This is a genomic window from Acidovorax sacchari (assembly GCF_042847045.1).
Taxonomy (GTDB): domain Bacteria; phylum Pseudomonadota; class Gammaproteobacteria; order Burkholderiales; family Burkholderiaceae_C; genus Paracidovorax; species Paracidovorax sacchari.
The window spans coordinates 4249815-4273718 of record NZ_AP035783.1 but is presented as its reverse complement, the minus strand read 5'-3'; the positions used below and the strand labels follow the sequence as shown (position 1 = coordinate 4273718).

Below are 23904 nucleotides of genomic sequence, written 5' to 3'. Positions count from 1 at the left end.
AATCCCGTCGCGGCGCGGGGCCGCTTTTTCCCCACCATGCAACTTCCCTACGAACTGGCCCTGGGCTGGCGCTACACCCGGGCCGGACGCGCCACGCGGCGCAACGGCTTCATCTCGTTCATCTCCGGCGTCTCCATGCTGGGCATCGCGCTCGGCGTGGCCGCCCTCATCATCGTGCTCAGCGTGATGAACGGCTTCCAGAAGGAAGTGCGCGACCGCATGCTCAGCGTGGTGTCCCACATCGAGATCTTCGCGCCCCAGGGCGCCGCGCTGCCCGATCCCGCGCTCACCATGGCCGAGGCCCGCAAGAATCCCGAAGTGGTGGGCGCAGCGCCCTTCGTCGGCTCGCAGGCGCTCATCGCGCGGGGCGAGGACATGAAGGGCGCCCTGGTGCGCGGCATCGACCCGGCCCGCGAAGGCGAGGTGACCGATCTGGCAGCAAAGAACGCCGACGCCGTGCAGACGCTGACGCCAGGCAGCTTCCATGTGGTGCTGGGCGTGGAGCTGGCGCGGGCGCTCGGCGTGCGCGTGGGCGACCCGGTCACCCTCATCGCGCCGGGCGGGCAGGTCACGCCGGCCGGCGTGGTGCCGCGCCTCAAGCAGATGACGGTCTCCGGCCTCTTCGAATCCGGCCACTATGAATACGACTCCGCCCTGGTGCTCATGCACCATGCCGACGCCGAACGCATCTTCCGCCTGGAAGGCCCCACCGGCATCCGCCTGAAGCTGCGCGACCTGCACCAGGCGCCGGAGGTGACGCAGGAACTCGCCCGCTCCCTCTCCGGCGACCTGCTGATCCGCGACTGGACGCAGCAGAACCGCACCTGGTTCGCCGCCGTGCAGCTCGAAAAGCGCATGATGTTCATCATCCTCACGCTCATCGTGGCGGTGGCGGCCTTCAACCTGGTCTCCACCCTGGTCATGACCGTGACCGACAAGCGTGCCGACATCGCCATCCTGCGCACCCTGGGCGCCAGCCCGCGCAGCATCATGGCCGTGTTCGTGGTGCAGGGCGCGCTCGTGGGCGTGATCGGCACGGCCTGCGGACTGGCCCTCGGCCTGCTCGTGGCCTTCAACATCGACGTCATCGTGCCGGCCATCGAGCATGCGCTGCACGCCAGTTTCCTGCCCAAAGACATCTACCTGATCAGCAAGATGCCCAGCGACCCCCAGAGCAGCGACATCACCCCCATCGCGGTCATCTCCCTCGTGCTGGCCTTCGCGGCCACCCTGTACCCGAGCTGGCGCGCCAGCCGCGTGAATCCCGCGGAGGCGCTGCGCTATGAATAGTCAGGAACAACTGGACTGGGCCATGCCGGTGGCATGGGCTGTGGGTAGCGCTTTTCGCGCTGGAGAATCGAGATGAACGCGGGGAACAACGAAGTGGTGCTACACGCGCGCGGCCTCACCAAGCGCTTCACCGAAGGCCGGCTCGACGTCACCGTGCTCAAGGGCGTGGACCTGTCCGTGCACGTGGGCGAGACACTGGCCATCGTGGGTGCCTCGGGCTCGGGCAAGAGCACGCTGCTGCACCTGCTCGGCGGGCTGGACGCGCCCACCTCCGGCAGCGTGCAGCTGCAGGGCGCGGCCTTCGACACCCTCTCTCCGCAGGAGCAGGGGCGCCTGCGCAATATCCACCTGGGTTTCATCTACCAGTTCCACCACCTGCTGCCCGAGTTCAGCGCGCGCGACAACGTCGCCATGCCGCTGCGCATCCGCCGCGAGCCCTATGCCGCCTGCCTGGAGCGGGCCGACGCGATGCTCGCCGCGGTGGGCCTGGCCGGCCGCGTGCACCACCGGCCGGCGGAGCTGTCCGGCGGCGAGCGCCAGCGCGTCGCCATCGCGCGCGCCCTGGTGACGCGGCCCGCCTGCGTGCTGGCCGACGAACCCACCGGCAACCTCGACCGCGCCACCGCCGACGGCGTGTTCCAGCTCATGCTGCAGCTCGCCCGCGAGCAGGGCACGGCCTTCGTGATGGTCACCCATGACGAGGCCCTGGCCGCGCGCTGCGACCGCGTCGTGCGGCTGGTGTCCGGCGCGCTGGCGGTGGCCTGACGCCGCCGGCAGGCAGTTTCCGCACCGCGCGAAGGAGGACGGACATGGACCGCGCTGCAGCAGAAGGACTCCCCTTGCTGGCGATCACCCAGGGCGACCCGGCCGGCATCGGCCCGGAGATCGTCGCCAAGGCCTTCCGCGACGTGCCCGGTGCGATGCGGGGCTGCTTCGTGGTGGGCGAGGTGGAGACGCTGCGCCGCGCCGTGCGCTGCATCGCCCGGCCGGGCGAGCCGTCCCTGCCGCTGGCGGTGCTGGAGTCGCCCGCAGAGGCGCTGTCCGCGCCGGTGCGCTGCCTGCCGGTGCTGCCCCTGCCGGGCCTGCCCGGGCCGGTGCCGTTCGGCGCCGTGCATGCCGGGGCCGGACGGGCGGCGGCGGATTGCGTCACCTGGGCCGCCCGTGCCGCGCTGCGCGGCGAGATCGCGGGCCTGGTCACCGCCCCGCTGCACAAGGAGGCGCTGCACGCCGCCGGCGTCCACCATCCCGGCCACACCGAACTGCTGCAGGCCGAGGCCGCGCGCCATGCCGGCGTGCCGGTCTCCGACATGCCCGTGCGCATGATGCTCGCCAGCGACGAACTGCGCACCGTGCTGGTCAGCATCCACGTGTCCCTGCGCGATGCCATCGCGGCGGTCACGCAGGGCAACGTGCTGCGCACGCTGGAGATCACGCACGCGGCGCTGCGCCGCAGCCTGGGCCGCGACCCGCGCATTGGCGTGGCGGGCCTCAACCCGCACGCGGGCGAGGGCGGGCTCTTCGGCCGCGAGGAGATCGAGGCCATCGCCCCGGCCATCGCCGCGGCACGCGCGCATGGCATCGCCGCGCACGGCCCCTTCGCGCCCGACACGGTCTTCATGCGCGCGCGCAGCACGCCGCAGCGTGCGGGCGAATTCGACGTGGTGCTGGCCATGTACCACGACCAGGGCCTGATTCCCGTCAAGTACCTGGGCGTGGACAAGGGCGTGAACGTCACGCTCGGGCTGCCGCTGGTGCGCACCAGCCCGGACCACGGCACGGCCTTCGACATCGCGGGGCAGGGCATCGCCGACGCCTCGAGCCTCGTCGAGGCCGTGCGCATGGCGCGGCGGCTGGCGGCCCCGGTGGACGCGTTCCCGCTCAGCGCCTGAGGCTGTCGCGGATCTCGCGCAGCAGCAGGACGTCTTCCGGCGGCGGGACCGGGGCGGCGGCAGGCGCGGGCGGCGCCTCGCGCTTGAGCCGGTTGATTTGCTTGACCATCATGAAAATGATGAATGCGAGAATCAGGAAATTCACCGCGACCGTAATGAAACTGCCGTAGGCGAGCACCGGGACGCCCGCCTTGCGCAGGGCGTCCAGCGTGGCCGGTGTGCCGGGCGGCACACTGCCGAGCACGAGAAAGAGATTCGAGAAATCCAGCTTCCCGAATACCAGCCCGACGATGGGCATGATGACATCGTTCACCAGCGAGTCCACGATCTTCCCGAAGGCGCCGCCGATGATCACGCCCACGGCGAGATCTATCACATTTCCCTTCACCGCGAACTCCCGGAACTCCTTTGCAATACCCATTTCGCTTCTCCTTGATATAGCTGAAAACCCTTGCAGTATTGCCGAGCCGGAGGGGTGATAACCCCTGGAATTAACCTTACTTGCGCCGCTACAATTTGTGATTGCTCCCCAGCGACGACCTATTGAGGACCCCCATGAGTGAAACCCCAATCGACTCCAGCAAGCGGACGTGGCTCATAGCGTCGGGCTGTGCTGGTGCGGTGGGCGGCGTGGCGACGGCCGTGCCGTTCGTGAGCACTTTCCAGCCGTCCGAGAAAGCCAAGGCCGCCGGGGCCGCGGTGGAGGTGGACATCGCCGGCCTCAAGACCGGCGAGAAGATCACCGTGGAGTGGCGCGGCAAGCCGGTCTGGATCATCAAGCGCTCGCCCGAGCAACTGGCCGCGCTGCCGGGGCTCGATCCCCAGCTCGCCGATCCCAAGTCCGAGCGCAAGCCCTCGGAGCTCACCCCCGAATACGCGCGCAACGAGAACCGCTCCATCAAGCCCGAGATCCTCGTGGCCGTGGGCATCTGCACGCACCTCGGCTGCTCGCCGAGCGACAAGTTCACGCCCGGCGCCCAACCCTCGCTGCCCGACGACTGGAAGGGCGGCTTCCTCTGCCCCTGCCACGGCTCCACTTTCGACATGGCCGGGCGCGTCTTCAAGAACAAGCCCGCGCCGGACAACCTCGAGGTGCCTCCCCACATGTACCTGTCGGAGACCAGGCTCCTGATCGGTGAAGACAAGAAGGCCTGAGGGAGACGCACATGGCTTACCGCGAATTCAAGGACATCTCCCCCAACGCCTCCACGGGCGCCAAGGTCACGAACTGGCTCGAGAACCGCTTTCCCACGGCCTTCGACGCCTACCGCGTGCACATGTCGGAGTACTACGCTCCGAAGAACTTCAACTTCTGGTACATCTTCGGCTCGCTCGCGCTGCTGGTGCTGGTGATCCAGATCGTCACCGGCATCTTCCTGGTGATGCACTACAAGCCCGACGCCGCCAAGGCGTTCGAGTCCGTCGAGTACATCATGCGCGACGTGCCCTGGGGCTGGCTGATCCGCTACATGCACTCCACGGGCGCCTCTGCGTTCTTCGTCGTGGTGTACCTGCACATGTTCCGGGGCCTGCTCTACGGCTCCTACCGCAAGCCGCGCGAGCTGGTCTGGATCTTCGGCTGCGCGATCTTCCTCGCGCTCATGGCCGAGGCCTTCATGGGCTACCTGCTGCCCTGGGGCCAGATGTCCTACTGGGGCGCCCAGGTGATCGTGAACCTGTTCGCGGCCATTCCGTTCGTCGGCCCCGACCTCGCCCTGCTGATCCGCGGCGACTACGTCGTCGGCGACGCCACGCTCAACCGCTTCTTCAGCTTCCACGTGATCGCCGTGCCGCTCGTGCTGCTGGGCCTGGTGGTCGCCCACCTGCTGGCGCTGCACGACGTGGGCTCCAACAACCCCGACGGCATCGAGATCAAGGGCCCCAACGCCCCGAAGGACGAGCACGGCCATCCGCTGGACGGCATCCCGTTCCACCCGTACTACACCGTGCACGACATCTTCGGCGTGAGCGTGTTCCTGTTCATCTTCTCGGCGGTGGTGTTCTTCGCCCCCGAGTTCGGCGGCTACTTCCTGGAGTACAACAACTTCATCCCGGCCGATCCGCTCAAGACCCCCGCGCACATCGCGCCCGTCTGGTACTTCACGCCGTTCTACTCGATGCTGCGCGCCATCACCAGCGAGATGATGTATGCCCTCATCGCCTGCGTCGTGCTGGCGGCCGGCTTCGGCGTGGTCAAGGGGCGGCTGCCCGGCTTCGTCAAGGCCGCCATCGCGGTCGTGGCCGTGGCTGCCGTGGCGCTCATGCTCTCCATCGACGCCAAGTTCTGGGGCGTGGTGGTGATGGGCGGCGCCGTCATCATCCTCTTCTTCCTGCCCTGGCTCGACCACAGCCCGGCCCGCTCCATCCGCTACCGTCCCGGCTGGCACAAGTACCTCTACGGCATCTTCGTGATCAACTTCGTGGTGCTGGCCTACCTGGGCGTGCAGCCGCCGTCCCCGATCGGCGAGCGTGTCTCGCAGGTGGGAACGCTGTTCTACTTCGGCTTCTTCCTGCTCATGCCGTGGTGGAGCCGCCTCGGCGAGCCCAAGCCGGTGCCCGACCGCGTGACCTTCGCCGCGCACTGACGCGGGCCGGAACGACGACCATGAAAAAAATCATCCTCACGCTGATCGCCTCGCTCGGGTTCGCCCTGGGCGCGCACGCCGCGGAAGGCGGCATCGCCTGGGACAAGGCCCCGGTGCGCACGAACGACACGGCCTCGCTGCAGAACGGCGCCAAGATCTTCGTCAACTACTGCCTGAGCTGCCACTCGGCCGCCTTCATGCGCTACAACCGCCTGAAGGACATCGGCCTGACCGACCAGCAGATCAAGGACAACCTGCTCTTCACCACCGACAAGGTGGGCGAGACCATGAAGGCCACCATCGATCCGCGGCAGGCCAAGGACTGGTTCGGCGCCAACCCGCCCGACCTCACCGTGATCGCCCGCTCGCGCGCCGGCCACAACGGCACCGGGGCGGACTACCTCTACACTTTCCTGCGCACGTTCTACCGCGACGACACCAAGGCCACGGGCTGGAACAACCTCGCATTCCCCAGCGTCGGCATGCCCCACGCACTGTGGCAACTGCAGGGCGACCGCCGCCCGGTCTTCGAGGAACACGAGAGCCACGGACACAAAACCCAGGTCTTCAAGGGGTGGGAGCAGCTGACTCCGGGTACGATGTCGCCCCTCCAGTACGACGAGGCCGTGGGTGATCTCGTCAACTACCTGCAGTGGATGGGCGAGCCGGCGCAAAATACGCGGGTTCGCGTCGGGGTGTGGGTGCTGATCTTCCTCGGCGTCTTCACGGTGATCGCCTGGCGGCTCAACGCGGCGTTCTGGAAGGACGTCAAGTAAGCTCGGCCGCCGCCTGCAGCATCGCGCCGCCTCGTGCGGCGCATTTCGCTTTCCGGAGTGGACGCGCGAGCGCCCACTCTTTTTGATTTTTAGGAGCTTCCCACCATGATGGTGCTTTATTCGGGTACGACCTGTCCCTTCTCCCATCGCTGCCGCTTCGTGCTATTCGAAAAAGGCATGGATTTCGAGATCCGCGATGTGGACCTGTACAACAAGCCCGAAGACATCAGCGTGATGAACCCCTATGGCCAGGTGCCCATCCTGGTCGAGCGCGACCTCATCCTGTATGAGTCCAACATCATCAACGAGTACATCGACGAGCGCTTCCCGCATCCCCAGCTGATGCCCGGCGACCCGGTGGACCGCGCCCGCGTGCGCCTTTTCCTGCTCAACTTCGAGAAGGAACTCTTCGTCCACGTGAACGTGCTCGAGTCGCGCGCCACCAAGGGCAACGAGAAGGCGCTGGAAAAGGCCCGCTCGCACATCCGCGACCGCCTCACGCAGCTCGCCCCGGTGTTCCTCAAGAACAAGTACATGCTGGGCGAGAACTTCTCCATGCTCGACGTGGCGATCGCCCCGCTGCTCTGGCGCCTCGACTACTACGGCATCGAGCTGTCCAAGAACGCCGCCCCGCTGCTGAAGTACGCCGAGCGCATCTTCTCGCGCCCCGCCTACATCGAGGCGCTCACGCCTTCCGAGAAGGTCATGCGCAAGTAATGCGGCGCGGCCGCACCCGCGCGCCGCATCCCGCTTTCCAGAAGCCTTTTTGCCAGACGCCGACATGATGAATGCCCAGGACTCCACTTCCACGCGCCCCTACCTGATACGGGCCCTGTACGAGTGGTGTACCGACAACGGCTTCACGCCCTACATCGCGGTGCGCGTGGACGACTCCGTCCAGGTGCCCCGCGAGTACGTGAAGGACGGCGAGATCGTGCTCAACATCAGCTACGACGCCACGAGCGCCCTGCAGCTGGGCAACGATTTCATCGAGTTCAAGGCCCGCTTCGGCGGCAAGCCGCGCGACATCATGGTCCCCGTGGGCCGGGTGATCGCGATCTATGCGCGCGAGAACGGACAGGGCATGGCCTTTCCGCCGCCGGTGGACATGCTGGCACCCGGCGCGGGCGGCCTGCCCGCGGGGCTGCTGGATGCCGGCGCGGCGCCGGAAGGCACCGTGCCGGAGCCGTCCGCCGATGAAGACCGCGTGGTGCAGTTGGTGCCCACCGACGGTGGCGCGGGCCCGGCGGACGAGCCGCCGCGCGGCCCGGCCCCTGCCGGTGGCGGCCGCCCGTCGCTCAAGCGGGTGAAGTGATGCGGGCCGGCCCTGGCCGGCAAGCCGCCGTTCCCGCCCGGGACCGGCATGCGCGCTAGAATGCGCGTTTCGCCGATTTAGCTCAGTTGGTAGAGCAACCGCCTTGTAAGCGGTAGGTCGTCAGTTCGATCCCGACAATCGGCACCATCTTTCCCACCGTTCGCCTTCCAGCCGCCGGCCACCCGCAAGCCGGCCTTCAGGTTTGGATTTTCAGGCGAATGGCGTTAACCTCCCACCCCCGGCTGCGCAGATGCGCCTGCAGTGCAGGCAGCAGCTGCCGCACCTTCGCCGCCGCCGCATTGTTGCGGACCAGCAGGCACCAGGTCGCGCCCTCGATCGGCCCCGCCTGGATGGCTGGCCGCAGGGTGGCGGGAATCAGCAACTCGACGGCCCGCAGCCGCTCGCTCGAGTCGCGCGTCAGACTTGCCAGCCGTGCCAGCGTGGGGGAATCCTCGGTGGCCTGCTGCAGCGTGACGGCGTGGTGACGGCGGTTCATGGGGCAATGCGCCGCGCGGCGCGGAGAAACGAAGTGCAGTTGATTATCACGGACGCCTGGCTGGCGCGCAGCCGCGCCATCCACCTCTCGGGCCTGCGCCTGGCCGCATTCGGGCTGCTGCTGTCGGTGGCGGTGATGCTCATGGCGGCACTGCTCTACCACTGGGTGTTCCTCAAGGGCGCCCGGGAGGGCTGGCCGGTGGTCGGCACCCTGGTGCGGCTGGCCACGCGGGATGAAGCCGCCGAGCGCGACCGCTTCATGCGGGCCAACCTGGACGCCATGGCCCGCAAGGTCGGCGAGATGCAGGCGCGCATGCTGCAGCTGGAATCCCTCGGCGAGCGCGTCTCCGGCCTGGCGGGCATGTCGCCCGCGGAATTCTCCCGGCCGCCGGGGCAGGGCGGGGCGCTGGTCTCCAGCCGGCCGATGGAGATGGAAGAACTGCAGCGCACCCTCGACGCGCTCGCCGAACTCACCGACCGCCGGGTGGACCTGCTCACCGTGGTCGAGTCGCGCCTGTTCGACCAGCACATCCGCAAGAACATGGTGCCCACGCAGGAGCCCGTGCTCGGCAAGGCCGCCGGCTCGGCCTTCGGCTGGCGCATCGACCCCTTCACCGGCCAGTCGGCCCTGCACACGGGGCTGGACTTCCAGGCGGACACCGGCACGCCCATCCTGGCCGCGGCCGGCGGCGTGGTCGTGGCCCAGGAATTCCACCCGGCCTACGGCAACACGGTGGAGATCGACCACGGCAACCAGCTGGTCACCCGCTACGCCCACGCCTCCCGTACCTTCGTCAAGCGCGGCGACCTCGTGCGGCGCGGCCAGAAGATCGCAGAGGTCGGCACCACCGGCCGCTCCACCGGCCCGCACCTGCATTTCGAGGTGCTCGTGCAGGGCGTGCCGCAGGACCCGCAGAAATTCCTGCATGCCGGCGCGGCCGGTGCCGCACCCGGCACGCAGGTGGCGGCGAAGGCCGCTGCGCCTCGCAGGTAAAATCCCCCGCTCCGGAATCGCTGCCCCTGGTTGCAGAACTTGCAAGCAGTGGTAGCGGCCCCCATCTGAACCCACTTCATCACTAGGGATTCGGGTCGCGCCGCCCGCGCACGCGGGCCGCGGTCCTGTTCGCATGGCCTCCAACTTCCTCACCAAACTATTCGGCAGCCGCAATGACCGGCTCCTCAAGCAATACCGCAAGACGGTGGCACGCATCAATGCGATGGAGCCGGAGTACGAGAAGCTGAGCGACGATGCCCTGCGCGCCAAGACGGGGGAGTTCCAGGGCCGCGTCGCCAGGGGCGAATCGCTCGACGACCTCCTGCCCGAAGCCTTCGCCGTCGTGCGCGAGGCCTCCAAGCGCGTGATGAAGATGCGCCACTTCGACGTGCAGCTGCTGGGGGGCATGGCGCTGCACTACGGCAAGATCTCCGAAATGCGCACCGGCGAGGGCAAGACCCTGACCGCGACGCTGCCGGTGTATTTGAACGCGCTCAGCGGCAAGGGCGTCCACGTGGTGACCGTGAACGACTACCTCGCCAGCCGCGATGCCCGCTGGATGGGCCGCCTCTACAACTTCCTCGGCCTCGCCGTGGGCATCAACCTGCCGCAGATGCCGCGCGAGGAGAAGCAGGCTGCCTACGCCGCCGACATCACCTACGGCACGAACAACGAATACGGCTTCGACTACCTGCGCGACAACATGGTGTACGAGGCGCAAGACCGCGTGCAGCGCGCCCTCAACTTCGCCATCGTGGACGAGGTGGACTCCATCCTCATCGACGAGGCGCGCACCCCGCTGATCATCAGCGGCCAGGCGGAAGACCACACGGCGATGTACATCGCCATGAACAAGGTCGTGCCGCTGCTGGTGCGCCAGGAGGGCGAGGCCGATCCGCGCACGGGCGAGGGCGTGACCAAGCCCGGCGACTTCACCATCGACGAGAAGTCCCACCAGGTATTCCTCACCGAGCAGGGCCACGAGACGGCCGAGCGCGTGCTCGCCGCGCAGGGCCTGATCCCCGAGGGCGCGTCGCTCTACGACCCGTCCAACATCACGCTCATGCACCACCTGTATGCAGCGCTGCGGGCCAACCACCTCTACCACCGCGACCAGCACTACGTCGTGCAGAACGGCGAGATCGTCATCGTGGACGAGTTCACGGGCCGCCTCATGTCCGGCCGCCGCTGGAGCGAGGGCCTGCACCAGGCCGTGGAAGCCAAGGAAGGCGTGGAGATCCAGGCCGAGAACCAGACGCTGGCCTCCATCACCTTCCAGAACTACTTCCGCCTCTACAACAAGCTCTCGGGCATGACCGGCACGGCCGACACCGAGGCCTACGAATTCCAGGAGATCTACGGCCTCGAGACCGTGGTGATCCCGCCCAACCGCCCCAGCAAGCGCGACGACCAGCTCGACCGGGTGTACAAGACCACGCGCGAGAAGTACGACGCCGCCATCCAGGACATCCGCGAGTGCCATGAGCGGGGCCAGCCCGTGCTGGTGGGCACCACGTCCATCGAGAACTCGGAGATCATCGACGACCTGCTGAACAAGGCCGGCCTGCCCCACCAGGTGCTCAACGCCAAGCAGCATGCCCGGGAGGCCGACATCGTGGCCCAGGCCGGCCGGGCGGGCATGATCACCATCGCCACCAACATGGCCGGCCGCGGCACCGACATCGTGCTCGGCGGCAACATCGAGAAAGAAGTAGCCGCCATCGAGGAGGACGAGTCCCTCGACGAGGCCACGAAGCAGGCCCGCATCGCCGCGCTGCGCGAGCAGTGGGCTGCCGACAACGAGAAGGTCAAGGCGCTGGGCGGCCTGCGCATCATCGCCACCGAGCGCCACGAGTCCCGCCGCATCGACAACCAGCTGCGCGGCCGCTCCGGCCGCCAGGGCGATCCCGGCTCCTCGCGCTTCTACCTGAGCCTGGACGACTCGCTCATGCGCATCTTCGCGGGTGACCGCGTGCGGGCCATCATGGAGCGCCTCAAGATGCCCGACGGCGAGGCCATCGAGGCCGGCATCGTCACGCGCAGCATCGAATCCGCGCAGCGCAAGGTCGAGGCCCGCAACTTCGACGTCCGCAAGCAGCTGCTCGAATACGACGACGTCGCCAACGACCAGCGCAAGGTCATCTACCAGCAGCGCAACGAGATCCTCGACGCGGCCGACCTGTCCGGCGTGATCGCCGGCATGCGCGAGTCCTGCCTGACCGACATCGTGCGCCAGTACGTGCCCGAGGAGTCCGTGGAAGAGCAGTGGGACCTCGCCGGCCTGGAGAAGGTCCTCGCGGACGAATGGCAGATCCGTCTGCCCCTGCGGCAGGAAGTCGAGAGCGCCCAGGCGATCACCGACGAAGAGATCCTCGAGAAGGTCCTCGCCGCGGGCAATGCCGCGTTCCAGGCCAAGGTGGACATGGTGGGCGCGGAAAACTTCCACCAGTTCCAGCGGGCCGTGCTGCTGCAGAGCTTCGATTCCAACTGGCGCGACCACCTCTCCGCGCTCGACTACCTGCGCCAGGGCATCCACCTGCGCGGCTATGCGCAGAAGCAGCCCAAGCAGGAATACAAGCGCGAAGCGTTCGAGCTGTTCCGCCAGCTGATCGACCAGGTCAAGAACGAGGTCACCCGCATCCTGCTGACCGTGCAGGTGCAGTCTCCCTCGGAGCTCGACGAGGCCGCCGAGGCCCTGGAAAGCCGTGCCGAGCAGATCGCCAACGTGACCTACACGGCGCCCACCGAGACCGGCGAGCCCGAGACCCTGCCCGATCCGCGCACGGCCGCGGCCGGCGGCGACGGCCTGAACCTGCCCGAAGGCGTGCGCATCGGCCGCAACGACCCCTGCCCGTGCGGCAGCGGCAAGAAGTACAAGCAGTGCCACGGCAAGCTGGCATGATGCCGCGCTGACCCTTTTCGCTCTCGCTTCAGGGGCCGCCACATCTCCCTTCGCCCTTTTGCTGCTTTCCGAGGAATTCCGCATGCCCGTGAACCTTTCCGCTCCCGTTGCCGCCGACCTGCACCCGGTCGCCGGTGTCCGCATCGGCGTCACCGAAGCCGGCGTCCGCAAGGCGGGACGCAAGGACGTGACCGTGTTCCTGCTCGACGAGGGCGCCACCGTGGCCGGCGTCTTCACGCAGAACCGCTTCTGCGCCGCACCGGTCCAGGTCTGCCGCGAGCACCTCGCGCAGGGCGGCTCCGTGCGCGCCATCGTGGTCAACACGGGCAATGCCAATGCCGGCACGGGTGCCGACGGCCTGGCGCGCGCCCGCGCCACCTGCGATGCGCTCGCCGGCCAGCTGGGCGTGCAGGCCGCCCAGGTGCTGCCGTTCTCCACCGGCGTCATCATGGAGCCGCTGCCCGTGGACCGCATCGTCGCGGGCCTGCCCGCCGCGATCGCCGATGCGCAGCCCGCGCACTGGGCGCGTGCCGCGGAAGGCATCATGACCACCGATACGCTGCCCAAGGCCTTCAGCACCCAGGTGCAGGTCGGCGGCGCCACCGTCACGGTGACCGGCATCTCCAAGGGCGCGGGCATGATCCGCCCCAACATGGCCACCATGCTGGGCTTCCTCGCCACCGATGCCAGCATCGCCCCCGAGCTCGTGCAGCCGCTGGTGCGCGAACTGGCCGACGCATCGTTCAACCGCATCACCATCGACGGCGACACCTCCACCAACGATTCGTTCGTGCTGATGGCCACGCACCGGGCGGGCAATCCGGTGGTCGGTTCGCTGGACAGCGCCGAAGGCCGGGCCCTGCGCGCCGCGCTGCGCGAGGTCGCGCAGAAGCTCGCCCAGGCCATCGTTCGCGACGGCGAGGGCGCCACCAAGTTCATCGCCATCCGCGTGGAGGGCGGCCGCACCGCCGAGGAGTGCCGCAAGGTCGCCTACGCCATCGCGCATTCCCCGCTCGTGAAGACCGCCTTCTTCGCCAGCGACCCGAACCTGGGCCGCATCCTGGCCGCCGTCGGCTACGCCGGCATCGATGATCTCGACCAGACCCGCATCGATCTCCACCTCGACGACGTGCACGTGGCGGTGCAGGGCGGCCGCCATCCCCAGTACCGCGAAGAGGACGGCCAGCGCGTGATGAAGCAGAGCGAGATCACCGTGCGCGTGGGGCTCGGCCGCGGCGATGCCGTTGACACCGTCTGGACCTGCGACCTGAGCCACGACTACGTGACCATCAACGCCGACTACCGCTCCTGAACCCTGTTCATCCCATGAACGATCGCTTCGACCACCTCCTGCAGCGCGCCGAGCAGCTCATCGACCGCATCGAGTCGGTGCTGCCGCGGCCGCTTTCCGCACCCGACTGGAACGCCTCCGTGGCCTGGCGCTACCGCCGCCGCGGCGGCGGGCACGGCGCCCTGGAGCCCGTGCGGCATGTCGCGGGCATCGCGCTGGAAGACCTGAAGGAAATCGACGCGCAGAAGGAAAAGATCGATCGCAACACCCGGCAGTTCGTCGAAGGCCGCCCGGCCAACAACGTGCTGCTCACGGGCGCGCGCGGCACCGGCAAGTCCTCCCTCATCAAGGCCTGCCTGCAGGCCTATTCCGGCCAGGGGCTGCGCCTCATCGAAGTGGACAAGTCCGACCTCACCGACCTGCCCGACATCGTCGAGGTGGTGGCCGGCCGTCCCGAGAAATTCATCATCTACTGCGACGACCTGAGCTTCGAGGAGGGCGAGTCCGGCTACAAGGCGCTGAAGTCCATCCTGGACGGCTCCGTGGCCGCCTCGGCGCCCAACGTGCTGGTCTATGCGACCAGCAACCGCCGGCACCTGTTGCCGGAATACATGAAGGAAAACCTCAGTTACACGCATACCGCGGACGGCGAGGTGCACCCGGGCGAGGTGGTGGAAGAGAAGATCTCCCTGTCCGAGCGCTTCGGCCTCTGGGTGAGCTTCTACCCCTTCAGCCAGGACGAATACCTCGCCATCGTCGCGCAGTGGCTGTCCGCGCTCGGCGTGCCGGCCGCGGCCATCGCGGCGGCCCGCCCTGCCGCGCTGGTCTGGGCGCTGGAGCGCGGCTCGCGCAGCGGCCGGGTGGCCTACCAGTTCGCGCGGGACTTCGCGGGGCGTGCCGATGGCTGAGTCCGGCGCATCCGGCGCCCAGCGCGCCCACACCGAGGTGGCCGTCGGCATCCTGTTCCGTCCCGATGGCGCCATGCTGCTGTCCACGCGGCCGCCCGGCAAACCCTATGCGGGCTACTGGGAGTTCCCCGGCGGCAAGCTGGAGGCCGGCGAGACCGTCGAGCAGGCCCTGCGGCGCGAGCTCATCGAGGAGCTGGGCGTCACCATCGGCCCGGCGTCCGTCTGGAAAGTCACCGAGCACGACTACCCCCATGCGCTGGTGCGCCTGCACTGGTGCAAGGTGCATGCATGGACGGGCGAGTTCGAGATGCGCGAGGGCCAGTCCATGGCCTGGCAGCATTGGCCGCTGGACGTGTCGCCGGTGCTGCCCGGCGCCTATCCGGTGCTGCAGTGGCTGGCGGAAGAGCGCGGCCTGCCGTTCGACCCGGACCTGCTGCCCAAGGCATAGCCGGGGCAGGGCGGGATGGGCGCCTTCAGTGTTCCGGCGGACGCTGCTGGTGGTCGCCGAAGGCGTCCTCGTCGGGCGGTGCATCGGCCGCCATGCGGAAATCCTCCGCCGCCCAGGCGCCCAGGTCGATCTGCCGGCAGCGCTCGCTGCAGAACGGGCGGAACCGGTTTTCGGGTGCATACAGGCTCCTGCCGCCACAGGTGGGGCAGTCCACCCAGAGCTGGCGGGAGGCCGGGGCCGGCGTGTCCGCCCGGCGGGAGTCGTCGTCGTGGCGCGAAGTCATGGGCAAACTCTCGTGCGGGCTGCCCGTCAGGCGCAGAGCGTGAGTTCGAAGGCTGCGTCTTCCTGCACGGGCTGCAGCTTGCCGTCGGTGTCCTGCCGCATGAGCCGCACGGATACGATGAGCCGGTTGCCGCTGATTTCCGGCACCATGTTCCAGGCGGGATCGATCCGCAGCCGCAGCAGCTGGAAGGTGCGCCCCTGGGGCAGGGTCTGCTGGAACTGCCCGTGGTCGGCCGCCACCTTCTGCGGCATGCCCGAATCGCGCAGCAGCTTGAGCAGCACGTAGAGCGATTCCGCCAGCGGCGCGAGATGGCTCGCCCAACCCTCGAGGTCGTGCTGGCGCTTCTCGGGCGAGTGGTGCTGCCAGGCGTAATAGGCGGGCAGGTCGAAGCCGCAGGTGCCGCCGGGGATGCCCACGCGGCTGCGGATGCTCATCAGCCATTCGTTCTCGGTCAGGGCCTGGCCGGCCTTGCCGGTCTGTGCGTTCAGGGTCGAGAAGCAATGGTCGAGCTGGGCGATGACGCCGTCGAGCACGGCCTCCGAGATCGAGGGGTTGCCCCGGTAGCCGTCGAGCTGGTGGCGCTGCTTCTCCAGGTCCTTGAGCACGTCGGACTTCAGGTCGGCCCGGGCCGCCACGTCCATGATCTCGAACAGGGTCACGAGCGCGAAGTGGTGGTCCAGCGGGTGCGGGCGGGGGATCAGCTCGCCCAGGCGCCGGAAGAGCTGCTCCAGCCGCAGGTAGGTTCTGAGGCGTTCGTTGAAGGGGTATTCGTAAAGAATCACGCTGCAGGGTTCCTGGGGGCGCACGGCGGGCGCCGCCAGCATCGCGCGTCCCATATCGCCCGCATCATAGCCCGAAGCCATCGGCGATTCGCCGGACCTCCGCCCGCAGGGTATCCAAAGGTATTCGATCGTTGTGGAGCACCATGTCCGCGACGGCGCGGCGTGCGGCCCGCGGCGCCTGCGAGGCGATGATGGCCCGCACGGTGTCCGGGGCCAGCCCGCTGCGGGCCTGCACGCGCGCCACCTGGGTGGCCTCGGAACAGTCCACCACCAGGACGCGGTCGAGTTGCGGTGGCCAGCGCGGCGACTCGGCCAGCAGCGGAATGTCGAACACCACCACCCTGGCGCCGCCTGCCGCGGCCCGCTCCGCCTCCGCATGGATGGCCTGGGCCACCAGCGGATGGACGATCGCCTCCAGCCGCTGCCGCGCCCCGGCGTCCCGGAAGGCCAGTTCCCGCATGCGGGCCCGGTCCATGGCACCTCCGGCATCGATCATGCCGTCGCCGAAGGCACTGCGGATGGCGGGAATGGCAAGGCCGCCGGCAGCCGTCGCCGAACGGGCGATCCGGTCCGCATCCACCAGCGCGGCCCCGAACTCCTGCAGCCACTGGCCGACGGTCGTCTTGCCGCTGCCGATGCCGCCCGTCAGGCCCAGCCGCAACGGGGTAGTGCGGGGGGGCGTACTCGTCACAGGCCCAGGGCTCTCATGGCGCTGAACAATGCCCCCAGAAGACTTTCCACGACCGACAGCATAGTGTTCAGTATGCGGTCGGGGCCGAACAGCATGGCCGCGAGCCCGGCGCCGGCGAGGAACGGCCCGAAGGGAATGTAGCCCCCTTCCCTCAGGCCCCGGGTGAACTTCATGCCGACACCGATCAGCGCCCCGATGACCGACGACATCAGGATGATCGGCACCAGGGCCTGCCAGCCGAACCAGGCGCCCAGGGCCGCGAACAGCTTGAAGTCGCCGAAGCCCATACCCTCCTTGTGCCTGATCAGCTTGTATGCCCAGTACACCGTCCAGAGCGAGAGGTAACCCGCGGCCGCCCCGGCCACCGACGCGAAGAGCGGCACCGAGGTCCACTGGAAGGCCGAAGCCAGCAGCCCGCCCCACAGCAGCGGCAGCGTGATGTCGTCCGGCAGCAGGGTGGTATCCCAGTCGATGCAGGCCAGCGTGACCAGCGCAGCAGAAAAGGCGCACCAGGCCGCCGCCGTGGGTGTCGCGCCCCAGTGGCGTGCGCAGAACCAGAAAAGCAGCCCGGTCGCGAGCTCGACGGCCGGGTAGCGCGGGCTGATGCGGGTCTTGCAGGCCGAGCATTTACCGCCCAGCCAGAGGTAGCTCAGCACCGGAATGTTCTCGTGCCACCGCACCGCGTGGCCGCAGGCCGGGCACCGCGAGCGCGGCGTCACGAGGTTGAAGGGTTCCGCTTCCGATTTCGCAGTGGCCGTGGCCGCAGCCGTGGCGGCACCCGGCTGCGAGCGCAGGTATTCCTCGCACTCGGCGGCCCAGTCGGCCTCCATCATGCGCGGAAGGCGGTGGATGACGACGTTGAGGAAGCTGCCGATCAGCAGGCCGACGAGGCCGAACAGCGCGGCCTGCAGCCAGGGTTCGAACCCCATCAGACCACCTGTCCCAGCTTGAAGATGGGCAGGTACATCGACACCACGATGCCGCCGATGATGGTCCCCAGGAACACGATGATGATCGGCTCCATGAGGCTCGACAGTCCCGCGACCATTTCATCGACCTCTTCCTCGTAGAAGTCGGCCGCCTTGCCCAGCATGTGGTCGATCGAGCCCGACTCCTCGCCGATGGCGCACATCTGGATCACCATCGAGGGGAACACGTTCGCGTTGCCCATCGCGGCCGTCAGGCTGGTGCCGGTGGAGACTTCCTGCTGGATCCTCTCGGTCGCCATGGCATAGACCGAATTGCCCGAGGCACCACCCACCGAGTCCAGCGCCTCGACCAGCGGAACGCCCGCCGCGAACATCGTGGAGAGGGTGCGGGTCCAGCGTGCCACGCAGGACTTGTCGATCAGGGCGCCGAAGACCGGAAGACGCAGCAGCAGCCGGTCCATGAACATCTGCATCTTCTCGTTGCGCCGCCACGCCTGCATGAAGAAGAAGGCACCGCCGCCCAGCACGCCGAAGATCAGCCACCACCACTTCACGAAGATCTCGCTGACGCCCATCACGAACAGGGTCGGCGCCGGCAGGTCCGCGCCGAAGGAGGTGAACACCTCCTTGAACGCAGGGATCACGAAGATCATGATGACGGTGACCACGACGAAAGCCACGATGATCACGGCCGTCGGATACATCAGCGCCGAGCGGATCTTCGACTTGATGGCCTCGGTCTTCTCCATGTAGAGCGCGAGCCGGTCGAGCAGCGCTTCTAGGATACCCGCCGCCTCCCCGGCTTCCACCAGGTTGCAGTACAGGCTGTCGAAGTACATCGGGTACTTGCGGAAGGCCGCGTTCAGCGACGTACCGGTTTCCACATCGGCGCGGATGTCGTTGAGCAGCTTGGTGACCGACGCGTTGGTATTGCCGCGTCCCACGATGTCGAAGGCCTGCAGCAGGGGCACCCCGGCCTTCATCATCGTGGCCATCTGCCGCGTGAAGAGCGCGATGTCCTTGGGCTTGATCTTCTTGCCGCCGCGCATGCGGCGCTTCTTGATCTTGGTGGGCAGCACCCCCTGGCGCCGCAGCGTCGCCTGGACCTGGTTCTCGCCCAGGGCCCGGACCTCGCCGCGCACGACCTTGCCGTGGCGGTCCTTGCCTTCCCACTCGAAAACGAAATCCTTGATGTCCCTCGATGCAGCGGTTGCCATGCGGGCCCCTTGAAGATGGATTGCAGCGTTGTTATTCGTTCGTCACGGCCAGCACCTCTTCGAGCGAGGTCAGCCCGAGCCGCGCCTTGTGGAGTCCGGATTCGCGCAGCGAGCGCACGCCTTCGGCCTTCGCCTGCTCCGCGATCTCCAGCGCGCTGCCGTCGCGCAGGATGATGCGCTGGATCTCTTCCGAGATGGGCATGACCTGGTAGATGCCGACGCGGCCCTTGTAGCCGTTGTTGCAGGCCGGGCAGCCCACCGGGCGATAGGTCACCCAGGAGCCGTCGATGTCCTCTTCCTTGTAGCCCGCCTCGAGCAGCGTCTCGTGGGGGATGTCCGCGGGCGCCTTGCACGCAGGGCACAGCCGGCGGGCCAGGCGCTGCGCCGTGATCAGGATCACGCTCGACGCGATGTTGAAGGGCGCGATGCCCATGTTCCGCATCCGCGTCAGCGTCGTGGGAGCATCGTTGGTGTGCAGCGTGGACAGCACCAGGTGGCCCGTCTGGGCCGCCTTGATCGAGATGTCCGCGGTTTCCAGGTCGCGGATTTCCCCCACCATGATGATGTCGGGATCCTGGCGCAGGAACGACTTGAGCGCCGTGGCGAAGGTCAGCCCGGCCTTTTCGTTCACGTTGACCTGGTTGACGCCGGGCAGGTTGATTTCCGACGGGTCTTCCGCCGTCGCGATGTTGACCCCCGGCTTGTTCAGCAGGTTCAGGCAGGTGTATAGAGACACCGTCTTGCCCGAGCCCGTCGGCCCCGTCACCAGGATCATGCCGTAGGGCCGGCCGATGGCATGGAGCAGGCGCTCCTTCTCCTCGGGCTCGTAGCCGAGCGCATCGATGCCCAGCTTGGCGCTGCTGGGGTCGAGGATACGGATCACGATCTTCTCGCCGAACAGCGTGGGCAGCGTGCTCACGCGGAAGTCGATCACCCGGTCCGGCCCCACCTTGAGCTTCATGCGCCCGTCCTGGGGCACGCGCTTTTCCGAGATGTCGAGGCGGGAGATCACCTTGATGCGCGAGGCCAGCTTCTCCTTGATCGCGATGGGCGGCGACGCGATCTCGCGCAGCTCGCCGTCGATGCGGAAGCGGACCCGGTACTGGTGCTCGTACGGCTCGAAGTGCAGGTCGGACGCGCGCATGTTGAACGCGTCCAGCAGCATCTTGTGCAGGAACTTGACGATGGGGGCGTCTTCGACCTCCGTCGCGGCCGTGTCCTGGGCTTCGGTACTCTCCTGCGACGGCAGGTCGTCGAACTCGAAATCGCCCCCGGAGACCATGCTTTCCATGGTCTCGGTCGTGGACTTGGTGGTCGCATCGACCAGCCGCACCAGCTTGTCGTACTCGGCGATGATCCAGTCCACGCCCATCTGCGTGGTGAACTTGATCTTCTCCGCCGCCTCCTGGTCGGTCGGGTCCGCCGTCGCGACGATGAGCCGGTTGTTGCGCTTGCTCAGCACGATGACCCGGTACGCCTGGCAGATCTTCGGATCCAGCACGTCGCGCGGCAGGCGCAGCGGATCGATGGCCTCGATGTCGAGCAGGGGGGCGCCGAACACCGAAGACACGGTATGCGCCAGGTTGATCGGGGAAACCGAACCCGATCCGGTCAGCTCCGCGATGAAACTGCTCCGGTTGACCTGGGACTTCCGGTAGATGTCCTCCGCCACCTTCTGGCTCAGTTGCCCGGCCGAGATCAATGCCCGCCCCAGGCCGGGCAGGGCGATACTGGAAGCATCCTTGAGGGCGTAATCGGCGTCAGCCATGTAACCAGGGGAGTCGATAGGTTGGAAAGTGAACCATCCTATCATCGCAACCGCAAAGCTCCGTGCATGGCATGGCCGGCAATCGGGATGGCTTGCGGCATGTTGCGCAACCGCTGCGCAACCATTGCGCAGGGCTTCCAGGAAAATGCCCCGGCAGTGGGCGTTCCACGCTTTTTTCGCCCTGCGGGCTGCACGCGCGGGAGTGTCGTGCTTTCGCGTCACTGGCGCCTGTGCGCGCTGCCCGGCAGAAACGACAAAGCCGCGTTGCCGCGGCTTTCGTGGATTCCTGCTGCTGCAGTGAATCTGGTCGGGGTGAGAGGATTCGAACCTCCGGCCTCTACGTCCCGAACGTAGCGCTCTACCAGGCTAAGCTACACCCCGTATGTGTTTTCAAGACCTGCAGCGCCTGTTCAAACGCGCCTGTCTAATAGCTGAGACGCCAATTGTAGCAAACCTTCGGTGTACTTATTGGAAGGAAGTGCGGATAGTGCGCGAATGGCTTCTTGTGCCTGGGCGGCGGCGGCCGCGCGCGTGGCCTCCAGGGCGCCGGTGGCCTTCACGATCGCCAGGATGGCGGGCAGCTCGTCGAGCGATCCCTGCTGGATCGCCGTCTCGATCAGCTGGCGCTGGGCCGCGTCGCCGCGCTGCATCGCGATGATCAGGGGCAGGGTGACCTTGCCCTCGCGCAGGTCGTCGCCGAGGTTCTTGCCCATTTCGGCACTGTTGCCGTCGTAGTCCAGGACGTCGTCGATCACCTGGAAGGCCGTGCCAAGGGCCTTGCCGTATTCGGCGCAGGCCTCTTCGATGGCTGCGGGGGCGCGGGCCAGCACGGCCGCGAGGCGTGCGCTGGCCTCGAACAGCTTGGCGGTCTTGGAGCGGATGACTTCCAGGTAGCCCTGTTCGTCGAGCGTCGCGTCATGGGTGTTCATGAGCTGCTGGACTTCGCCCTCCGCGATGATGTTGGTCGCTTCCGACAGGATCTGCATGACGCGCATGTCGTCCGCGTCCACCATCATCTGGAAGGCCCGCGAGTGCAGGAAGTCGCCGACCAGCACGCTCGCGGGATTGCCGAAATTCTCGTTCGCGGTGGGGCGCCCGCGCCGCATCGTGGATTCGTCCACCACGTCGTCGTGCAGCAGCGTGGCGGTGTGGATGAATTCGATCACCGCCGCCAGGTTGAACCGCTGGTCCCCCTGGTAGCCCAGCGCGCCGGACATCATCAGCAGGAGCGCGGGGCGCAGCCGCTTGCCGCCGGCGGAGATGATGTAGCGGGCAATCTCGCCGATGAGGGGGACGGAGGACTGCAGTCGGAGGCCGATGACCTTGTCCACCTCATGCATGTCGTCTGCAATCAGTGCAAGGATGGCCGAGGTATGGGGCTGGGCGGACAAGGCGAGGGCGGTCTGCGAGGTGAAAGGGTCATTATAGGAACGGCCATGCAGCGCCCGGAGCAAGCGTGCCGGCGCCAGCGGCGCGGCCCATCGTCACACCCCTATACAGCAACGGGTGCCTCATGCTATAGTGCGTGGTTCCGTAAAAGCGTTTTTGCGGAATCATCACTTCTCAAGAGGTTTACATGTACGCGGTCATAAAAACCGGCGGCAAGCAGTATCGCGTTGCTTCCGGCGAAAAAATCAAAGTAGAACAGATTGCTGCGGACGTAGGCCAGGAAATCGTGATCGACCAGGTTCTGGCAGTCGGCAACGGCGCTGAACTCAAGGTCGGCACGCCCCTGGTGTCCGGCGCAACGGTCACGGCCACGGTCGTCGCCCACGGCAAGCACGACAAGGTCCGCATCTTCAAGATGCGCCGTCGCAAGCACTACCAGAAACGCCAAGGCCATCGCCAGCAGTTCACCGAACTGCAAATCGGTGCGATCGCCGCTTAAGGAGCAGACACCATGGCACAGAAAAAAGGCGGCGGCTCTACGCGAAACGGGCGCGATTCCAAGCCCAAGATGCTCGGCGTGAAGGCATTCGGCGGTGAGCTGATCAGCGCCGGCTCCATCATCGTGCGCCAGCGTGGCACCAAGTTCCACCCCGGCACGAACGTCGGCGTGGGCAAGGACCACACGCTGTTCGCCCTGGTGGACGGCCACGTGTCGTTCGGCACCAAGGGTGCGATGTCCAAGCACACGGTCAGCGTGACGCCCGCCTGAGCGGTTCCGTCCTGACCATGCAGTGAAGCCCCGACCTGTCGGGGCTTCGTCGTTTTGAGCGCCGGGGCGCGATCCCCGTTTTTGTAAACTCTCTTCATGAAGTTCGTCGACGAAGCCTTTATTGACGTGGCCGCAGGGGATGGCGGCAACGGCTGTGTATCGTTCCGGCACGAGAAGTACAAGGAATTCGGCGGACCCAACGGAGGGGATGGCGGGCGCGGCGGGCACGTGTTCGCCGTGGCCGACCCGAGCCTGAACACGCTCGTGGATTACCGCTATTCCCGCCGGCACGAGGCCAAGCGCGGCGAACACGGCATGGGCTCCGACATGTTCGGCGCGGCGGGGGACGACATCACCCTCAAGATGCCGGTGGGCACGATCATCTCCGACGCGGACACCGGCGAGGTGCTGTTCGAGCTGCTCAAGCCCGGCGAAATCATCACCATCGCCAAGGGCGGCGACGGCGGTTTCGGCAACATGCGCTTCAAGAGCGCGATCAACCGCGCCCCGCGCCAGAAGACGCCCGGCTGGCCGGGCGAGCGCCGCAACCTCAAGCTCGAGCTCAAGGTGCTGGCCGACGTGGGCCTGCTGGGCATGCCCAATGCGGGCAAGTCCACCTTCATCGCCGCCGTTTCCAACGCGCGGCCCAAGATCGCCGACTATCCCTTCACCACGCTGCATCCCAACCTGGGCGTGGTGCGCGTCGGCCCCGAGCAGAGCTTCGTGGTCGCGGACATCCCGGGGCTGATCGAAGGCGCGTCGGAAGGCGCCGGGCTGGGGCACCAGTTCCTGCGCCACCTGCAGCGCACCCGGCTGCTGCTGCACGTGGTGGACCTGGCGCCGTTCGACGAGGGCGTGGACCCTGTCGCACAGGCCGCCGCGATCGTCGGCGAACTGCGCAAGTACGACGCCGAACTCTACGAGAAGCCTCGGTGGCTGGTGCTCAACAAGCTCGACATGGTCCCGGGCGACGAGCGGGCTGCGCGCGTCAAGGATTTCGTGAAGCGCTTCCGCTGGAAGGGGCCGGTGTTCGAGATTTCGGCACTCACCCGCGAGGGCTGCGAGCCCCTGATCCAGGCGATCTACCAGCACGTTCGCGCCCAGCAGCAGGCCGAGCAGGTGCAGGAGGTGGTCGATCCGCGTTTCGCGGGCGACGCGGCTTCGGATTGACGGCAGGGCCGCC

Annotated in this window: 25 protein-coding genes and 2 tRNA genes; 17 read left to right on the top strand and 10 right to left on the bottom strand. The window is 67.5% G+C overall.

Going from position 1 to position 23904, the window contains the following annotated elements; all coding sequences use genetic code 11:
* The first annotated feature begins 36 nt into the window (after window positions 1-36).
* The 3 genes from ACGHC0_RS18995 (at window position 37) to pdxA (ending at window position 3179) form a co-directional block, all read left to right on the top strand.
* Complete coding sequence (locus tag ACGHC0_RS18995; RefSeq protein WP_368352443.1) at window positions 37-1290, top strand: lipoprotein-releasing ABC transporter permease subunit; 1254 nt, start codon at window positions 37-39, stop codon at window positions 1288-1290.
* Window positions 1291-1362: 72 nt separating this feature from the next.
* Window positions 1363-2055 carry an ABC transporter ATP-binding protein gene (locus ACGHC0_RS18990; RefSeq protein ID WP_368352442.1) on the top strand — a complete coding sequence of 231 codons (693 nt, stop codon included), beginning with the start codon at window positions 1363-1365 and terminating at the stop codon, window positions 2053-2055.
* A 44-nt stretch (window positions 2056-2099) separates the two neighbouring features.
* Window positions 2100-3179 (top strand): 4-hydroxythreonine-4-phosphate dehydrogenase PdxA, encoded by a 1080-nt coding sequence (pdxA, locus tag ACGHC0_RS18985; protein WP_415266447.1) that lies wholly within the window; start codon window positions 2100-2102, stop codon window positions 3177-3179.
* On the opposite strand, the gene mscL is transcribed toward pdxA, so the two are convergent.
* Window positions 3169-3600 carry a large conductance mechanosensitive channel protein MscL gene (mscL, locus tag ACGHC0_RS18980; RefSeq protein WP_107178517.1) on the bottom strand — a complete coding sequence of 144 codons (432 nt, stop codon included), beginning with the start codon at window positions 3598-3600 and terminating at the stop codon, window positions 3169-3171. The two genes, pdxA and mscL, sit on opposite strands and share 11 nt — an antisense overlap.
* A 134-nt stretch (window positions 3601-3734) precedes the next feature.
* On the opposite strand from mscL, the gene petA reads away from it, so the two are divergent.
* The 6 genes from petA (at window position 3735) to ACGHC0_RS18950 (ending at window position 8002) form a co-directional block, all read left to right on the top strand.
* On the top strand, window positions 3735-4334 hold the full coding sequence (petA, locus tag ACGHC0_RS18975; protein WP_013595992.1) for a ubiquinol-cytochrome c reductase iron-sulfur subunit: 600 nt from the start codon (window positions 3735-3737) through the stop codon (window positions 4332-4334).
* Window positions 4335-4345: 11 nt separating this feature from the next.
* Window positions 4346-5764, top strand: a complete 1419-nt coding sequence (locus tag ACGHC0_RS18970) for a cytochrome b (RefSeq protein ID WP_368352440.1) — start codon at window positions 4346-4348, stop codon at window positions 5762-5764.
* A gap of 20 nt (window positions 5765-5784) precedes the next feature.
* The gene (locus ACGHC0_RS18965; protein ID WP_013595990.1) at window positions 5785-6540 is read left to right on the top strand and encodes a cytochrome c1; all 756 of its coding nucleotides are present in this window, start codon (window positions 5785-5787) and stop codon (window positions 6538-6540) included.
* Window positions 6541-6645: 105 nt separating this feature from the next.
* Window positions 6646-7257 carry a glutathione S-transferase N-terminal domain-containing protein gene (locus ACGHC0_RS18960; RefSeq protein WP_011796735.1) on the top strand — a complete coding sequence of 204 codons (612 nt, stop codon included), beginning with the start codon at window positions 6646-6648 and terminating at the stop codon, window positions 7255-7257.
* Window positions 7258-7324: 67 nt separating this feature from the next.
* On the top strand, window positions 7325-7855 hold the full coding sequence (locus ACGHC0_RS18955) for a ClpXP protease specificity-enhancing factor (RefSeq protein ID WP_415268437.1): 531 nt from the start codon (window positions 7325-7327) through the stop codon (window positions 7853-7855).
* Between the two features lie 71 nt (window positions 7856-7926).
* A tRNA-Thr gene (locus tag ACGHC0_RS18950) sits at window positions 7927-8002 on the top strand.
* A 49-nt stretch (window positions 8003-8051) separates the two neighbouring features.
* Here the strand turns inward: ACGHC0_RS18950 and ACGHC0_RS18945 are convergent.
* Entirely contained in the window at window positions 8052-8351 is a 300-nt protein-coding gene (locus ACGHC0_RS18945) for a hypothetical protein (protein WP_011796733.1), read from the bottom strand.
* 6 nt (window positions 8352-8357) lie between these two features.
* Here ACGHC0_RS18945 and ACGHC0_RS18940 point away from each other — a divergent pair, with 6 nt between their 5' ends.
* The 5 genes from ACGHC0_RS18940 (at window position 8358) to ACGHC0_RS18920 (ending at window position 14893) form a co-directional block, all read left to right on the top strand.
* Window positions 8358-9344 carry a M23 family metallopeptidase gene (locus tag ACGHC0_RS18940; RefSeq protein ID WP_415266446.1) on the top strand — a complete coding sequence of 329 codons (987 nt, stop codon included), beginning with the start codon at window positions 8358-8360 and terminating at the stop codon, window positions 9342-9344.
* A gap of 133 nt (window positions 9345-9477) precedes the next feature.
* Window positions 9478-12246: a preprotein translocase subunit SecA gene (gene secA, locus ACGHC0_RS18935; protein ID WP_368352438.1), complete on the top strand. Its 2769-nt coding sequence runs from the start codon at window positions 9478-9480 to the stop codon at window positions 12244-12246.
* A gap of 82 nt (window positions 12247-12328) precedes the next feature.
* On the top strand, window positions 12329-13558 hold the full coding sequence (argJ, locus tag ACGHC0_RS18930) for a bifunctional glutamate N-acetyltransferase/amino-acid acetyltransferase ArgJ (RefSeq protein WP_415266445.1): 1230 nt from the start codon (window positions 12329-12331) through the stop codon (window positions 13556-13558).
* Between the two features lie 14 nt (window positions 13559-13572).
* A complete protein-coding gene (locus ACGHC0_RS18925) occupies window positions 13573-14445 on the top strand; it encodes an ATP-binding protein (RefSeq protein WP_368352436.1) in 873 nt (290 codons plus the stop codon).
* The gene (locus tag ACGHC0_RS18920; RefSeq protein ID WP_368352435.1) at window positions 14438-14893 is read left to right on the top strand and encodes an NUDIX domain-containing protein; all 456 of its coding nucleotides are present in this window, start codon (window positions 14438-14440) and stop codon (window positions 14891-14893) included. Before ACGHC0_RS18925 ends, ACGHC0_RS18920 begins: the two co-directional genes overlap by 8 nt.
* A 25-nt stretch (window positions 14894-14918) precedes the next feature.
* On the opposite strand, the gene ACGHC0_RS18915 is transcribed toward ACGHC0_RS18920, so the two are convergent.
* The 8 genes from ACGHC0_RS18915 to ACGHC0_RS18880 form a co-directional block, all read right to left on the bottom strand.
* Window positions 14919-15176: a DNA gyrase inhibitor YacG gene (locus ACGHC0_RS18915; RefSeq protein WP_368352434.1), complete on the bottom strand. Its 258-nt coding sequence runs from the start codon at window positions 15174-15176 to the stop codon at window positions 14919-14921.
* A gap of 26 nt (window positions 15177-15202) precedes the next feature.
* Complete coding sequence (gene zapD, locus ACGHC0_RS18910) at window positions 15203-15958, bottom strand: cell division protein ZapD (protein ID WP_368352433.1); 756 nt, start codon at window positions 15956-15958, stop codon at window positions 15203-15205.
* Between the two features lie 64 nt (window positions 15959-16022).
* On the bottom strand, window positions 16023-16649 hold the full coding sequence (gene coaE / locus ACGHC0_RS18905; protein ID WP_415266444.1) for a dephospho-CoA kinase: 627 nt from the start codon (window positions 16647-16649) through the stop codon (window positions 16023-16025).
* On the bottom strand, window positions 16646-17578 hold the full coding sequence (locus tag ACGHC0_RS18900; protein WP_415266443.1) for a prepilin peptidase: 933 nt from the start codon (window positions 17576-17578) through the stop codon (window positions 16646-16648). Before ACGHC0_RS18900 ends, coaE begins: the two co-directional genes overlap by 4 nt.
* The gene (locus tag ACGHC0_RS18895) at window positions 17578-18795 is read right to left on the bottom strand and encodes a type II secretion system F family protein (RefSeq protein WP_415266442.1); all 1218 of its coding nucleotides are present in this window, start codon (window positions 18793-18795) and stop codon (window positions 17578-17580) included. The genes ACGHC0_RS18900 and ACGHC0_RS18895 overlap by 1 nt, the downstream gene beginning before the upstream one ends.
* Window positions 18796-18826: 31 nt before the next feature.
* A complete protein-coding gene (pilB, locus tag ACGHC0_RS18890; RefSeq protein ID WP_368352429.1) occupies window positions 18827-20563 on the bottom strand; it encodes a type IV-A pilus assembly ATPase PilB in 1737 nt (578 codons plus the stop codon).
* A gap of 304 nt (window positions 20564-20867) precedes the next feature.
* A tRNA-Pro gene (locus tag ACGHC0_RS18885) sits at window positions 20868-20944 on the bottom strand.
* Window positions 20945-20973: 29 nt separating this feature from the next.
* Window positions 20974-21954 (bottom strand): polyprenyl synthetase family protein, encoded by a 981-nt coding sequence (locus tag ACGHC0_RS18880; RefSeq protein WP_368352428.1) that lies wholly within the window; start codon window positions 21952-21954, stop codon window positions 20974-20976.
* 185 nt (window positions 21955-22139) lie between these two features.
* Here ACGHC0_RS18880 and rplU point away from each other — a divergent pair, with 185 nt between their 5' ends.
* The 3 genes from rplU to cgtA all read left to right on the top strand — a co-directional run bounded on the left by rplU (window position 22140) and on the right by cgtA (window position 23891).
* Window positions 22140-22451, top strand: a complete 312-nt coding sequence (rplU, locus tag ACGHC0_RS18875) for a 50S ribosomal protein L21 (RefSeq protein ID WP_011796717.1) — start codon at window positions 22140-22142, stop codon at window positions 22449-22451.
* A gap of 12 nt (window positions 22452-22463) precedes the next feature.
* Window positions 22464-22721, top strand: coding sequence for a 50S ribosomal protein L27 (rpmA, locus tag ACGHC0_RS18870; RefSeq protein WP_011796716.1), 258 nt, complete (start codon window positions 22464-22466; stop codon window positions 22719-22721).
* Window positions 22722-22817: 96 nt separating this feature from the next.
* The gene (cgtA, locus tag ACGHC0_RS18865) at window positions 22818-23891 is read left to right on the top strand and encodes an Obg family GTPase CgtA (RefSeq protein WP_368352427.1); all 1074 of its coding nucleotides are present in this window, start codon (window positions 22818-22820) and stop codon (window positions 23889-23891) included.
* The last annotated feature ends 13 nt before the right edge of the window (window positions 23892-23904 follow it).